Raw genomic sequence first — 13131 nt, forward strand, 5'->3', positions numbered from 1 at the left:
ATACATGAACATGAAGCACTTGGAGGCGGCTCTGGACGACGCCTCTATTGCCGGTTGACTTCATTCAGCCGGAGCCTGCAAATAATTTTGCGCATAAATCTTGACGGCACCTCCTCCGCCCCCGGCCTATGGGACAAAAAGTCCCAAAGCTCTGGACACCGTGACCAGATGTGTGGCCACACTCCGGGAAAAGTAGCAGAACGGCAGGAAACCGTCAAGGCTGAAATGAATGGGCTGACGCCCGGCCTTGACCGTTCCCCGCCGCCCCGCTGGATGGGTGGACAAGGTGGCCAATCCCTAAAAGTGTTTGGCCGCACTCGTTCATTTTGGGGCCTTTCTTCTCCCAAAATTGAAATGGGCGGGAAAGCCCTAAAATGGCTTTCCCGCCTTGATTACCCATTAGCAAAGACGGGCGAGACTGTCAACGGCGGCGCTGAAAGCGCCGTTCATCTTGACCGTTGACTGGCTCGCCTGGCTTTGCTACTGCCCGTAAGAGATGGAAAAACAAGATGGAAAACAAGGTTAAAAATGGTTGACAAGTCTATCGGATGTGTGTTATACTGTGCGACAGTTTGAGATTGGAAGGAGGCTTACGTGTGTTAATTTGTGTACGCTAATAAGCAATAAAAAGTAGAAGTACCTTTCCACATGATGGTGGGCTTTTTTTGCGTGCGTATGCAAAGGAACACGTAGGTTTGACACGAGCAGTCTTTGAACTGTATCGTGGTGTTTTTTCGTGCTTTGTTGTTATGCAGGCGTCTGCCCTCTCTGTGGGACAACGCCTGCTTTTTATTGCAGAAACAAAGGAACAATGCAATAAAAAAGGAGGTTCGCATTATGACCCAAAACAACAATTCATGGAGAAAAACTTATTTTACACTTCTTGCCGGACAAGCAATATCCTTTATTAGCAGCGGTATTTTGCAAATGGCCATTATCTTTTATTTGGTTGCGAAAACTAATTCTGCAATCATATTGACGGCGGCAACACTGATTGGATTTTTGCCGCAAGCCTGTTTAGGCCCGTTTGCAGGTGCTTTTGTTGACCGGCACAGCCGTAAAAGCGTAATGATTGGTGCGGATTTGATAATTGCCGCCGCTGGCGGTATTCTGGCGCTGGTGGCGTTTTACATGGAATTGCCCGTATGGTCTATTATGGTTGTCCTGTTAATCCGAAGTGCGGGAACTGCTTTTCATTCTCCAGCATTCAGCGCAGCAACACCTATGATTGTGCCAAAAGAGGAACTTACAAAATGCGCTGGTTACACGCAGACCATGCAAGCAGTAAGTGCGATTATCAGTCCAGCTGCCGCAGCGTTTTTATATGCTGTTTGGCCTCTTAATGCAATTATATTGTTAGATATTGTGGGTGCAATCCTTGCCTGTGTGACTGTTGCGATTTCGTCCATACCAACGCCTGAACTATGTCCAGAAACGAAAAGACAACAGTTTTTACAGGATATGAAAGAGGGGTATGTGGTATTAAAGCAAAACAGGGGCCTCTTTGCTCTGCTCTGGATTGGTGTAATTTATATGTTCTTTTATATGCCAATCAGTACGCTTTTTCCTCTCATCTGTATGTCATACTTCAAAGGAACACCGGCCCATGCCTCTGCCGCTGAAATTGCTTTTGCGGTTGGTATGCTGCTTGGCGGAGTCATTCTGAGCATTTGGGGCGGTTTTAAGAAACGGCGGTACACCATCGGTCTTTCCGTTCTCCTGATGGGCGTTAGCAATATGCTCTCCGGGCTTTTGCCGCCAGACGCATTTCTTGTCTTTGTTGTGTGCTGTACTGTTATGGGAATTTCCGCTCCATTTTACGGTGTGCAAAATGCGATTTTTCAAGAAACGGTCAAACCAGAATATCTGGGGAGAGTTTTTTCTCTACTGACAAGCGCCGCTTCCCTCGCCATGCCGTTTGGCCTTGTCATTTCCGGGCCTCTGGCGGAGCGGCTGGGAGTTGAGAAATGGTTTGTCATTTGCGGAATTGGCATTATCATCGTTGCGCTTGCCGTATTTTTACTACCCGGTTTGAGAGAGATTGACAATACGCAATAATCAACTGCACCTTTTTCTATTACTAAACAAAATGCCTGGATGGTGGTTCTGAAAAACCAGAACCGCCGTTCAGGCATTTTTTATCTTCGTCCTCTCTGCGGTTTTGGATTCTTCAGCAAGTCGGATTTTTCCGCAATCTTTTTCAGCCACTTCCGTTCTTCTACTGACAGCTTCCTAAAATTCAGCTTGAGCCGTTTGCAGATAAACGCCAAGTACGCTTGTTCCGTGTCGCTGTCCTGGCTGACGATTTCACCAGCAGTTTCCAGCATTTCTTTTAGCGGGTTATCCTCTGGGACGCTGAAAAAATCGTCCTTGTGTGTTTCCCGCAGAGCAAGGGCAATCCCGTTTATGTCCCGTTGTATCACATAGCGGCAAAACTCGTCCTCATCAATATGGGCGGTGATAAGCTGTCTTAACTGCGTATCACTCATGCCAGGATTATGCTTTTTTATAACAGTTGCGCTCATCGTGTCCACTATGGCGTTTGCACCCTGCGCCTGTTTCAGTGCCGTTCCGTTCACATAGATTTCAAGGTCAGCCATCAGCCGGGGGAAATCCGGGTGCGCCGCCAGCTCACACAGCAGGGTATTGTCTATCCTCCCGCTTTTCAGCAGGTCAATCATTTCATCACTCAAACGCAGGTCTGCAAGATCGGCGTTTGGGTGATTTTTCATTTCAGACAGCCCCAGCAGATAATCAGCGGTCACACCGTAAAACTTCGCCAGCCGGATAAGGGCATAGTGGCTGATGTCCTTGAAGTCTTCCGTTTCGTAACTGCCCAGCGCAGACTTGGAAAGCCCGGTCTGCTCCGCAAGCTGCCCCAGCGTCAAGCCACGCTCCACACGTAGGTCTTTTAATCGCTCTTGTATGGATAAAGACATATTCACCCTCCTTGCTAGCTCAACGAAAGAGAAGCCGTTATGCTATGTACTATGCTCATAGCATAACGGCATAGGCATTTACAGTTTTATTTTACCATTTGCTACATCTTCACGAAATTTATCAACAAGCTTCGCTGTCAGCTTGGATTTACCGTAGTGTTCAAGTACAAAAGTACGATAACTTTTTCCATCTACAAGCACATCACTTTTTCTGGTCAACAACCAATTTCCGTTACCTCCTCCCTGTTCTCTAATATTCCAGTCTTTCCCATATCTTTTATAGATTTCATCTTTTTTACCTTGAACAGACATTGATTCGCTTGGAATATAAACAATTTGCATAATAGCTCCTCCTTTATTTTGTGCAAGAAGACCAGAAACCTGAATTTGTCTTTTATCTTTTTTTGATTATATCACAAATCCGAGAGCGTGGAAATAGGGAGTTTTTCAGGCTGATTTCCTACCTCTTGGATATACGGCACAGGCGGTCAAAAAGGTGTAGACTTGGGATAGTTCATCGATGGACAAGCACCTTGGAAACAGAACACGCCAAAGAAAACGGAGGGACGCATGAGCAAAAGACCCTATCAACACCTGCCGCCGCTGGAACACAGGCCGGACGGCTCCCCCTACCGCATAACCCCGCCCCAGAAGAGACGAGCCAGCGGCCTGATACGCCGGGAGTGCTGCAACTGCGAGGACGGAAACTGCCTTGCGCTGGACGATGGCGACACCTGCGCCTGTCCGCAGATGATTTCGTTCTCCGTCTGCTGCAAGTGGTTCCGCTGGGCGGTCTTGCCGCTGGACAGGACGCTGGAAGCGGAGATTTACCGGGACAGGGACTTGAAACGCTGTGCGGAGTGCGGCGGTGTGTTCGTCCCGAAGTCCAACCGGGGCAAATACTGCCCGGACTGCGCCGCCAGAGTTCACAGGCGGCAGAAAACAGAAAGTGAACGGAAAAGGAGGTCTGCTGTGGACAGTTAAGAGCGGGAAAAGCCTTGATTTGCAAGGCTCCGCAAGCCCTCAACCGGGGCGGCTGGTATCATTTATCATTCGCCCCGGAAAACGGGCCTCTAACCGTCCACAAAACACGCTATGACAAACACGATTTATATTCACCAGCCGGAAAAGGCGTTCAGTTTCACCCGGCTCCCCAATTTCCTTTTTGAAGCACCCACATTCCAGCCCTTGAGCAACGAAGCGAAGGTGCTGTATGCCTTTGTCCTGCGCCGGGCGGAGTTGTCCCGGAAGAACGGCTGGGCGGACGAGTACGGGCGGGTCTACCTGTACTACCCCATCTGCGAGGTGGTCGCTTTGCTCCGCTGCGGGCGGCAGAAAGCGGTCAACACCCTGCGGGAGTTGCAGTATGCGGGGCTGGTGGAAATCCAGAAACAGGGCTGTGGAAAACCCAACCGCATTTACCCGAAATCCTATGAAGCGGTTCCAAACACCGACTTCAAGAAATCCGGTTATGGTACGCCGGAGGGCTGAAAACCGTACTTGGCGAGTACGAAAATCAATCCTCTTGAAGTACGGAAATCTGACGGTATATAGAAATACAGAGATTAAAACCATCTATTTACATTCATTCCATTCCAATCCTATCAGAGATATTTTCGGCGGGAAAACCCGCCGGAAAGGAATGGAATGGGGAAAGGAGTTCAATGGCACAACACGCAATTTTGCGATTTGAGAAGCACAAGGGCCACCCGGCGGGGCCGCTGGAAGCCCACCATGAACGGAAAAAGGAGCAGTACGCCAGCAACCCGGACATTGACACCAGCCGGAGCAAGTACAATTTCCACATCGTCAAGCCGGATGGCCGCTACTACCATTTCATTCAGAGCCGCATCGAGCAGGCCAGATGCCGCACCCGCAAGGACAGCACTCGGTTTGTGGACACGCTGATTACCGCCAGCCCGGAGTTTTTCAAGGGCAAGTCCCCAAAGGAGATAGCGGCCTACTTCCAGAGGGCGGCGGACTTCCTCATTGACCGGGTGGGCCGGGAGAACATCGTTTCGGCTATGGTACACATGGATGAAAAAACGCCCCATCTGCACTTGGTCTTTGTGCCGCTGACAAAGGACAACCGCCTGTGCGCCAAAGAAATTATCGGCAACCGGGCCAATCTGACGAAGTGGCAGGACGATTTTCACGCCTGTATGGTGGAGCAGTACCCCGACCTGGAGCGTGGGGAAAGCGCCAGCAAGACGGGCCGGAAGCATATCCCCACCCGGCTGTTCAAACAGGCGGTCAACCTCTCCAAACAGGCGAGGGCCATTGAAGCGGTTCTCTCCGGCATTACCCCGCTGAACGCCGGAAAGAAGAAAGAGGAAGCCCTCTCCATGCTGAAAAAGTGGTTTCCGCAGATGGAGAACTTCTCCGGGCAACTGAAAAAATACAAGGTCACAATCAATGACTTGTTAGCGGAAAATGAAAAGCTGGAAGTCAGGGCAAAGGCCAGCGAAAAAGGCAAGATGAATGACACGATGGAACGGGCGAAGTTAAAAAGCGAACTGGACGATATGCGGCGGCTGGTTGACCGTATCCCGCCGGAGATTTTAGCGGAACTGAAACGGCAACAGCGGCAGCATGGAAAGGAAAGGTGATCTTATAAGTAATATCAGATACAAAAAGGAAATCGAAATCGTGACTTTTCAGGGAAAGGAAATCACACTGGAAAATCTCTCCCCGGTGTTCACGCCGGAACAGGAAGCAGCCAAACGCCGGGAACTGGAACAGCAGCTTTATGAGGTGTTCCGCAAGTACGCCGACAAGCGGGAGAGTGAGGAAGCCGGGACATAAGGTTTTCCAAACCCATCATTGATTTGCGGGGCTGCTGGCGGTATAATAGAACTGTCAGCAGCTCCGTTTCTTTTTTAAGAAAAGGAGCGACAATATGAACAATCGGATAGACGCAATCTATGCAAGACAATCGGTAGACAAAAAGGACAGCATTTCCATTGAAAGCCAGATTGAATTTTGCAAATACGAGTTGAAAGGCGGTAACTGCAAGGAATACACAGACAAAGGGTACAGCGGCAAGAACACAGACCGTCCGAAGTTTCAAGAACTGGTGCGGGACATCAAGCGGGGCTTGATTGCAAAGGTCGTGGTTTACAAGCTCGACCGTATCAGCCGTTCCATTCTGGACTTTGCCAACATGATGGAGCTGTTCCAGCAGTACAATGTGGAGTTTGTGTCCTCTACGGAAAAGTTTGATACCTCCACGCCGATGGGACGGGCCATGCTGAATATCTGTATCGTGTTCGCCCAGCTTGAACGGGAAACGATACAGAAGCGGGTAACGGACGCTTACTACTCCCGCAGTCAGCGGGGCTTTAAGATGGGCGGGAAAGCCCCTTACGGCTTCCATACGGAGCCTATCAAGATGGACGGTATCAACACAAAGAAGCTGGTGGTAAACCCGGAGGAAGCGGCCAATATCCGGCTGATGTTTGAGATGTACGCCCAGCCCACAACTTCCTACGGGGACATTACCCGGTACTTTGCCGAACAGGGGATTTTGTTCCATGGCAAAGAGCTGATACGCCCCACGCTGGCGCAGATGTTACGCAATCCTGTCTATGTGCAGGCAGACCTTGATGTGTACGAATTTTTCAAAAGTCAAGGTACAGTCATTGTCAATGACGTTGCCGATTTTACGGGCATGAACGGCTGCTATCTGTATCAAGGGCGAGATGTAAAGGCCAGCAAGAAAAACGACTTAAAAGACCAAATGCTGGTACTGGCTCCCCATGAGGGTATCGTCCCCTCCGACACCTGGCTGACCTGCCGCAAGAAGCTGATGAACAACATGAAAATCCAGTCTGCCCGGAAAGCCACCCACACATGGCTGGCAGGAAAAATCAAGTGCGGGAATTGCGGGTATGCTCTTATGAGTATCTACAATCCCTCCGGCAAACAGTATCTCCGCTGCACGAAACGGCTGGACAATAAAAGCTGTCCTGGCTGTGGGAAAATCATCACTTCGGAACTGGAAGCGGTTGTTTATCAGCAGATGGTAAAGAAGCTGGCAAGCTACAAGACGCTGACAGGAAAAAAGAAAGCGGCAAAGGCAAACCCGAAAATCACCGCCCTGCAAGTGGAACTTGCCCATGTAGACAGCGAGATTGAAAAGCTGGTGGACAGTCTGACGGGGGCAAACAATGTCCTGTTCTCCTATGTGAATGTGAAGATAGCGGAACTGGACGGGCGCAAGCAGGAACTTCTGGCAAGGATAGCGGAGTTGACTGTGGAGGCCATCAGCCCGGAACAGGTCAGCCAGATTTCCGGCTACCTCGATACCTGGGAGAATGTATCTTTTGATGACAAGCGGCGTGTGGTGGATTTGATGATCACCACCATAGCCGCCACAAGCGACAGCTTGAACATCACATGGAAAATCTGACTGGCGGCACCCCTCCCGTCAGATACCTACCCTGTGTAGTCCCTTGTAAACTGTACTTTATTTTTATTATAATACCTTCCACTTCTGACCGCAAGCATGAAAGTCAGTATTTCCAAGCCTTCCCACTCCATTGGTTTGCCTGAAAAAAGCAAAAAATGGTCCTGCTCGCATGTCGTATGCGAACAGGACCGCTCTTTTCCCGATTAGAAAAATTTCTCTTGGTAGCCCAGCACAAAAATGGCCAGGACGACGAAGGGCAGGATAAAGGTGAAGTAGAACCGCAGCTTGGCGGGAAACTGGATACCCTTTCCCTGATCGGCCTCCAGCAGGAAGTTCTCATAGCCCCAGGCGTATTTCTTGGAGACCACGCAGAACAGCAGGTAGAGCAGGGAACCAAGGGGCAGCAGGTTCTGGGAAACGATGAAGTCCTCCAGGTCCAGAACGCCGGTGCCAGGCCCAAAGGGTTGGTAGCCAGAGAGGACGTTGAAGCCCAGCAAGCAGGGCAGGCTCAGAACAAAAATCAGGATCAGGTTGGCCCACACCGCCTTTTTCCGGGGCACATTCCACTTGTCCATCCAGCAGGAGATGATGTTCTCAAAGACGGCGGTGACGGTGCTCATGGCGGCGAAGGACATAAACACGAAGAAGAGGGCGCCCCACAACCGTCCACCGGGCATCTCATTGAAGATGTTGGGCAGGGTGACAAAGATCAGGTTGGGACCCGCGTCGGGCTGCACCCCGAAGGCGAAGGCAGAGGGGAAGATGATGAGGCCGGAGACGAAGGCCACAAAGGTATCCAGGATGGTGATGTTGATTACCTCGCCCATGAGGCTGCGCTCCCGGCCGATGTAGCTGCCAAAAATGGCCATGGCGCCAATGCCCAGGCTCAGGGTGAAGAAGGCCTGACCCATGGCGGCATAGATGGCCTCGCCCAGGCGGAAGTTGCCATCGGCGTCATAGAGCAGGTTCTGGAAGTCGGGCTTGAGGTAGAACTCCAGACCGGCCGCGGCTCCGGGCAGGGTAATGGCCCGGATGGCCAACACCACCAGCAGGAACAGCAAGCAGAGCATCATGGCCTTGTTGATCTTCTCCACGCCGTTTTTGAGGCCCCGGCTGCACACCAGCATACCCAGAACCACCACCACGGCCACAAAAATGGTCTGAAGCACCGGGTCAGCGGTGACGGCGCCGAACTCTGCCCCTACACCGGCGGTATCCAGTCCCACAAAGTCGCCTTTGATCATCTTGATAAAGTACAGGATGAGCCAGCCGGCAATGGTGGTGTAGTACATCATGAGCAGATAGTTGCCCGCCATGCCGAACCAACCGTACCAATGCCATTTCGTACCCTTGGGCTCCAGCTCCTGGAAAGAGCACAGGATGCTCTTCTGGCTTGCCCGGCCCACGGAGAACTCCATGACCATGATGGGAATACCCATGATGACCAGGAAAAACAGATACACCAGCACAAATGCAGCGCCGCCGTACTGTCCCACAATATAGGGGAAACGCCACACGTTGCCCAGGCCAATGGCGCAACCGGCCGAGATCAAAATGAATCCCAGCCGGGACGAAAATTTTTCTCTTTCCTTCTCCAAAACGTTGTTCCTCCACTTTCTCAGATCAATGGGAGTTGCTCCCAAACGTGAGACAACGGGGCGTCGAGAGCGCCGGTCAGAAAGGGGTGCTCTTCCCTGTCCGGCGTCCTCGACGGCCCGCCCACTCTCACGCTGTCGTTCAGCTCTCCGCCTTCAGTCTGGCCATGGCAGCCTTGGCGGCATTCTGCTCGGCCTCTTTTTTACTCCGGCCCTCACCGGCACCGATGGGCTGACCGTTCAGGTCCACCTCCACGGAGAAGACCTTGGCGTGGTCCGGCCCGCTCTCTCCCATGAGACGGTAGCTCAGCACCCGGCCGCTCTCACGCTGCACCAACTCCTGGAGGGCCGTCTTGAAGTCACGGACCGCTCCCTCCTGCTCCCGCTCGTTGTTGGTCAGGATGAAGTTGGTGATGAGTTTCCGGGCAGAGCCGATGCCGCCGTCTAGGTATACGGCGGCAATGACCGCCTCCACCGCGTCGGCCTGGATGGAGGGCCGTTTCCGGCCGCCGCCGGCGTCCTCGCCCCGGCCCAGCTTCAGGTACTGCCCCAGCTCCAGCTGGGCAGCCACCTCCACCAGGCTGTCCTCACACACCAGGGCCGCACGGGTCCGGGTGAGCTCGCCCTCAGGCATGTCCGGGTGTGTGCGGTAGAGATGGTCTGCCACCACCATCCCCAGCACGGAGTCACCCAAAAACTCCAGTCGCTCGTTGCTGGTCTCACCCTTGCTCTTATTCTCGTTGGCGTAGGAGCTGTGGGTCAGGGCATTCTCCAGCAGCCGACGGTCATGAAAGGTATATCCCAGCTTTTCTTCCAGTTTTTCCATGTCTGTTCCACCTCCCTATACGCAAAGAGAGGCCCCGCCGAAGCGGGGCCCTCCCAGTTATGTCTGCTCAGGCGTCCAGCTTGTTCTGGAGATAGTTCACCAGGTCGCCCACAGTGGCGATGCCGGCAATGTCCTCCTCGCTCATCTCAGACACGCCGAACTCCTCCTCCAGGGCCATGGACAGCTCTACGATGTCCAGAGAATCGGCGCCCAGGTCGTCCGTGAAGGTGGTATCCATGGTGATGGTGTCGGCCTCCACACCGAACTGCTCAGAAATGAGGTCACACAGCTTCTCAAAAATCATGTTTCGATCGACTCCTTAGACAGGATTATTTACACACACATAATAGGGATATTTTCCCGCACTGTCAATAGCTTATTTTAAATTTCCGCTTTGGTACCACCATCAGAAGTCTTTTCCAGGCGCATATGGTCGATGTTCTCCACCACATCCTCGATGATGCCAGAGCCGGCGTAAGTGGCCGCCTGCCGGATGGCGTTCTTGATAGCGTAGTCGTTGGAGGAGCCGTGGGCCTTGATGACGGGCTTAGAGATGCCCACCAGGGCGGTGCCGCCCACCTCGCCGGCATCCATGAGCTTCTTGAAGTTCATGAGGCCATCCTTGACGCACAGGGCGCCCAGCTTGGTGATAAGGCTCTTTTTGAACATGGCCTTAAGCTCCTTGGCCATAAAGCCGCCGGTACCCTCCATGGTTTTGAGGAAGATGTTACCCGAATAGCCGTCGGCCACGATGACGTCCACCTCACCGTAGACGGCCTCCCGGGCCTCGATGTTGCCCACGAAGTTGATACGGCCCTCCTGACCGGCCTTGGTGAGGAGGGCGTGGGCCTCCCGCTGGAGGTCGGTGCCCTTAGAGGGCTCCACACCGATGTTGAGGAGGCCCACCTTGGGCTCGGGGCGGCCCAGGATGCGCTCGGCGTAGTAGGAGCCCATGAAGGCGAACTGGAGCAGGTACTCAGGGGTACACTCGGCGGTAGCACCGGCGTCAATGAGTATGGCGCCCCCCTTCCCGGTGGGCACCACGGGGGCCAGGGCCGCCCGGCGGATGCCCTTGATCCGCTTGACCATCAGGGTGGCGGCGGAGAGCAGCGCGCCGGTGCTGCCGGCGGACACGAAGGCGTCCCCCTTCCCCTCCTTGAGCAGATTGAGGCCCACGGTGAGGGAGGAGTCCTTCTTCTCCTTGAAGGCGGTGGCGGGGTTGTCGCACATCTCCACCACCTGGTCGGCGTGGGCGATCTCCAGCCCGGCGGGCAGGTTATCCATGCCGTCATCCTTCAGGCAGCGGAGGATCTCCTCTCCCCGGCCCACCAGAATGACCTCCACCCCGTACTCCTTGATGGCGGCCACGGCGCCCCGGACATTGCTCTGAGGGGCGTTATCGCCGCCCATAGCATCTACGATGATCTTCATGAGATCCCTCTTTTCTGCATTTTCATATGTGACCGCACCCTACGTCTCGGTGTCCTCCGTCCGCAGGGGGCGCTGCTCGTCGGTCAGTCCCAGGAGATAGTCGGCAGTGACGTTGTAATGCTCGCACAGCTGGGCCAGCTTGGAATACGTGGATGCCTTCCGCCCGTTTTCCATTTCGCCGATCTGGTTGGGCTTTATTCCCAGAAACTCCGCCAATTCCTGCTGGGTCTCCCCTGACTGTTTTCGCAGGCCACGAAGTCGCTGCCCAAATATTTCATTGGAATACACCCAATCACCTCTTGACCGCCCCACTAATAGCGTGTATAATAGACACACGCTATTAGTGGGGTGACAATATGGATACTTTACTTCTCGATCTGTTTGAACTAATGTCTCAGCGCGCTCAACCCACCTCTGAACAGTGGGAATGCCTCACGCTTCGTGAACGGCATCTGGAACGAGTTCAAGAGCGCATGGGCAGTGAGTTTTGTGACAAATTGCGGGACGCGGTAGACGAATGTGCCCAATTAGACGCTGAAGAGGCTTTTCACTGGGGCCTTCGGCTGGGGCTGGCGCTGAATCGTTTGTAAAGCGGTCTGCCTCTGTAGGGGCGGCTATCAGCCGCCCGCTATATCCAGTCCGGCCAAAATGTCCAGGGCACGGCGGGAGAGCTCGGCGTTTTTATTCCGCTTGCCCTTGACCTTGTAGCCCAGGGGCGGGATGATGCCGAAATTCACGTTCATGGGCTGGAACTGCTCCACCGTCTCATTGGAGACGTAGAGGGCCAGGGCGCCCAGAGCCGTCTCCTGGGGGAAGTCCACCGGGGGCTTGCCCTGGAGTCGGTTGGCCAGCTCCACCGCCGCCACGAAACCGGAGGCGGTGGACTCCACATAGCCCTCCACCCCGGTGATCTGCCCGGCAAAGCAGATGCGGGGGTCGGCCTTGAGCCGGTAGTACCGGTCCAGCAGCCTGGGAGAGTTGAGATAGGTATTCCGGTGCATGACCCCGTAGCGGACGAACTCCGCCTCCCGCAGAGCCGGGATCATGGAAAAGACCCGCTTCTGCTCCGGCCACTTCAGATGGGTCTGAAAGCCCACCAGATTGTAGATGGAACCCTGGGCGTTGTCCTTCCGGAGCTGCACCACGGCGTAGGGCTCCTTCCCCGTCTTGGGGTCCTTCAGCCCCTTGGGCTTCAGGGGGCCGTACCGCAGGGTGTCCACCCCCCGCCGGGCCATGACCTCCACCGGCATGCAGCCCTCAAAGACGTTCTGGTCCTCAAAGCCGTGGACCTCCGCGGCCTGGGCGGTGGTGAGGGCCTGCCAGAAGGCGGCGTACTCCTCCTCACTGAGGGCGCAGTTCACATAGTCCGCCGTGCCCTTGTCGTACCGGGAGGCGAACCAGGCGTGGTCCATATCCAGGCTCTCAAAGGTCACCAGCGGTGCGGCGGCGTCATAAAAGCTCAGGTAGTCGGCGTGGACCTTATCCTGGATGGCCGCCGCCAGGGCGTCGGAGGTGAGGGGGCCGGAGGCCAGGATCACGTTCCCCTCGGGGATGGCCGTGACCTCTCCCTCCACCACGGTGATGAGGGGATGCCCCTTCACCCGCTCGGTGATGGCCCGGCTGAAGCCGTGGCGGTCCACCGCCAGGGCACCCCCCGCCTCCACCCGGTGCTCGTCGGCACAGGAGAGGATGAGGGAGCCGCACCGGCGCAGCTCCTCCTTCAGCAGCCCCACCGCGTTCTCCAGCTGGTCGGAGCGCAGGGAGTTGGAGCACACCAGCTCCCCGAACTCCGGGCTGTGGTGGGCAGGGGTCATTTTCTGGGGCTTCATCTCGTGGAGCTCCACGGGGATGCCCCGCCGGGCCAGCTGCCAGGCGGCCTCGCTCCCCGCCAGCCCGGCACCGATGATCTTCACTGGTTCCATAGTTCAA

Annotated in this window: 15 protein-coding genes; 7 read left to right on the top strand and 8 right to left on the bottom strand. The window is 54.5% G+C overall.

Annotation, left to right across the window (positions count from 1 at the left end; all coding sequences use genetic code 11):
- On the top strand, positions 1-462 hold a 462-nt coding region (locus tag ACTNBK_RS12820; protein WP_441146647.1), incomplete at its 5' end, for a hypothetical protein.
- Positions 463-837: 375 nt separating this feature from the next.
- A complete protein-coding gene (locus ACTNBK_RS12825) occupies positions 838-2058 on the top strand; it encodes an MFS transporter (protein WP_002584949.1) in 1221 nt (406 codons plus the stop codon).
- Positions 2059-2138: 80 nt separating this feature from the next.
- Here ACTNBK_RS12825 and ACTNBK_RS12830 read toward each other — a convergent pair whose 3' ends face one another.
- A complete protein-coding gene (locus tag ACTNBK_RS12830) occupies positions 2139-2939 on the bottom strand; it encodes a helix-turn-helix domain-containing protein (RefSeq protein ID WP_002575858.1) in 801 nt (266 codons plus the stop codon).
- A 78-nt stretch (positions 2940-3017) separates the two neighbouring features.
- Positions 3018-3281, bottom strand: coding sequence for a hypothetical protein (locus tag ACTNBK_RS12835; protein ID WP_002575859.1), 264 nt, complete (start codon positions 3279-3281; stop codon positions 3018-3020).
- A gap of 228 nt (positions 3282-3509) precedes the next feature.
- Here ACTNBK_RS12835 and ACTNBK_RS12840 point away from each other — a divergent pair, with 228 nt between their 5' ends.
- The 5 genes from ACTNBK_RS12840 (at position 3510) to ACTNBK_RS12860 (ending at position 7350) form a co-directional block, all read left to right on the top strand.
- Positions 3510-3923: a cysteine-rich VLP domain-containing protein gene (locus tag ACTNBK_RS12840; RefSeq protein ID WP_002575860.1), complete on the top strand. Its 414-nt coding sequence runs from the start codon at positions 3510-3512 to the stop codon at positions 3921-3923.
- A gap of 111 nt (positions 3924-4034) precedes the next feature.
- On the top strand, positions 4035-4430 hold the full coding sequence (locus ACTNBK_RS12845) for a replication initiator protein A (RefSeq protein WP_002575861.1): 396 nt from the start codon (positions 4035-4037) through the stop codon (positions 4428-4430).
- A 173-nt stretch (positions 4431-4603) separates the two neighbouring features.
- Complete coding sequence (gene mobV / locus ACTNBK_RS12850; RefSeq protein WP_002575862.1) at positions 4604-5548, top strand: MobV family relaxase; 945 nt, start codon at positions 4604-4606, stop codon at positions 5546-5548.
- 4 nt (positions 5549-5552) lie between these two features.
- Positions 5553-5744, top strand: coding sequence for a hypothetical protein (locus ACTNBK_RS12855; RefSeq protein ID WP_321118048.1), 192 nt, complete (start codon positions 5553-5555; stop codon positions 5742-5744).
- 94 nt (positions 5745-5838) lie between these two features.
- Positions 5839-7350, top strand: a complete 1512-nt coding sequence (locus tag ACTNBK_RS12860; RefSeq protein WP_002575864.1) for a recombinase family protein — start codon at positions 5839-5841, stop codon at positions 7348-7350.
- A 203-nt stretch (positions 7351-7553) separates the two neighbouring features.
- Here the strand turns inward: ACTNBK_RS12860 and ACTNBK_RS12865 are convergent, their stop codons facing one another.
- The 6 genes from ACTNBK_RS12865 to trmFO all read right to left on the bottom strand — a co-directional run bounded on the left by ACTNBK_RS12865 (position 7554) and on the right by trmFO (position 13124).
- Positions 7554-8948 (bottom strand): sodium-dependent transporter, encoded by a 1395-nt coding sequence (locus tag ACTNBK_RS12865; RefSeq protein WP_441146649.1) that lies wholly within the window; start codon positions 8946-8948, stop codon positions 7554-7556.
- 139 nt (positions 8949-9087) lie between these two features.
- Complete coding sequence (gene rnc / locus ACTNBK_RS12870; protein WP_441146651.1) at positions 9088-9771, bottom strand: ribonuclease III; 684 nt, start codon at positions 9769-9771, stop codon at positions 9088-9090.
- A gap of 67 nt (positions 9772-9838) precedes the next feature.
- Positions 9839-10075, bottom strand: coding sequence for an acyl carrier protein (gene acpP / locus ACTNBK_RS12875; protein ID WP_441146653.1), 237 nt, complete (start codon positions 10073-10075; stop codon positions 9839-9841).
- Positions 10076-10152: 77 nt separating this feature from the next.
- Positions 10153-11202 carry a phosphate acyltransferase PlsX gene (gene plsX, locus ACTNBK_RS12880; RefSeq protein ID WP_441146655.1) on the bottom strand — a complete coding sequence of 350 codons (1050 nt, stop codon included), beginning with the start codon at positions 11200-11202 and terminating at the stop codon, positions 10153-10155.
- Positions 11203-11241: 39 nt separating this feature from the next.
- Positions 11242-11538, bottom strand: coding sequence for a helix-turn-helix domain-containing protein (locus ACTNBK_RS12885; protein WP_441146656.1), 297 nt, complete (start codon positions 11536-11538; stop codon positions 11242-11244).
- A gap of 281 nt (positions 11539-11819) precedes the next feature.
- A complete protein-coding gene (gene trmFO / locus ACTNBK_RS12890; protein ID WP_441146658.1) occupies positions 11820-13124 on the bottom strand; it encodes a methylenetetrahydrofolate--tRNA-(uracil(54)-C(5))-methyltransferase (FADH(2)-oxidizing) TrmFO in 1305 nt (434 codons plus the stop codon).
- Positions 13125-13131 lie beyond the last annotated feature (7 nt).

Source organism: Intestinimonas sp. HCP28S3_D6 (assembly GCF_052065695.1).
In the GTDB taxonomy this organism is placed as follows: domain Bacteria; phylum Bacillota; class Clostridia; order Oscillospirales; family Oscillospiraceae; genus Intestinimonas.

Bases quoted from the DNA above. Each gene is read 5' to 3' on its own strand.
- ACTNBK_RS12825 (WP_002584949.1), top strand. From the start codon at position 838: ATGACCCAAAACAACAATTCATGGAGAAAAACTTATTTTACACTTCTT.
- acpP (WP_441146653.1), bottom strand. From the start codon at position 10,075: ATGATTTTTGAGAAGCTGTGTGACCTCATTTCTGAGCAGTTCGGTGTG.
- ACTNBK_RS12860 (WP_002575864.1), top strand. From the start codon at position 5,839: ATGAACAATCGGATAGACGCAATCTATGCAAGACAATCGGTAGACAAA.
- ACTNBK_RS12845 (WP_002575861.1), top strand. From the start codon at position 4,035: ATGACAAACACGATTTATATTCACCAGCCGGAAAAGGCGTTCAGTTTC.
- ACTNBK_RS12840 (WP_002575860.1), top strand. From the start codon at position 3,510: ATGAGCAAAAGACCCTATCAACACCTGCCGCCGCTGGAACACAGGCCG.
- rnc (WP_441146651.1), bottom strand. From the start codon at position 9,771: ATGGAAAAACTGGAAGAAAAGCTGGGATATACCTTTCATGACCGTCGG.
- ACTNBK_RS12830 (WP_002575858.1), bottom strand. From the start codon at position 2,939: ATGTCTTTATCCATACAAGAGCGATTAAAAGACCTACGTGTGGAGCGT.
- ACTNBK_RS12835 (WP_002575859.1), bottom strand. From the start codon at position 3,281: ATGCAAATTGTTTATATTCCAAGCGAATCAATGTCTGTTCAAGGTAAA.
- trmFO (WP_441146658.1), bottom strand. From the start codon at position 13,124: ATGGAACCAGTGAAGATCATCGGTGCCGGGCTGGCGGGGAGCGAGGCC.
- plsX (WP_441146655.1), bottom strand. From the start codon at position 11,202: ATGAAGATCATCGTAGATGCTATGGGCGGCGATAACGCCCCTCAGAGC.
- mobV (WP_002575862.1), top strand. From the start codon at position 4,604: ATGGCACAACACGCAATTTTGCGATTTGAGAAGCACAAGGGCCACCCG.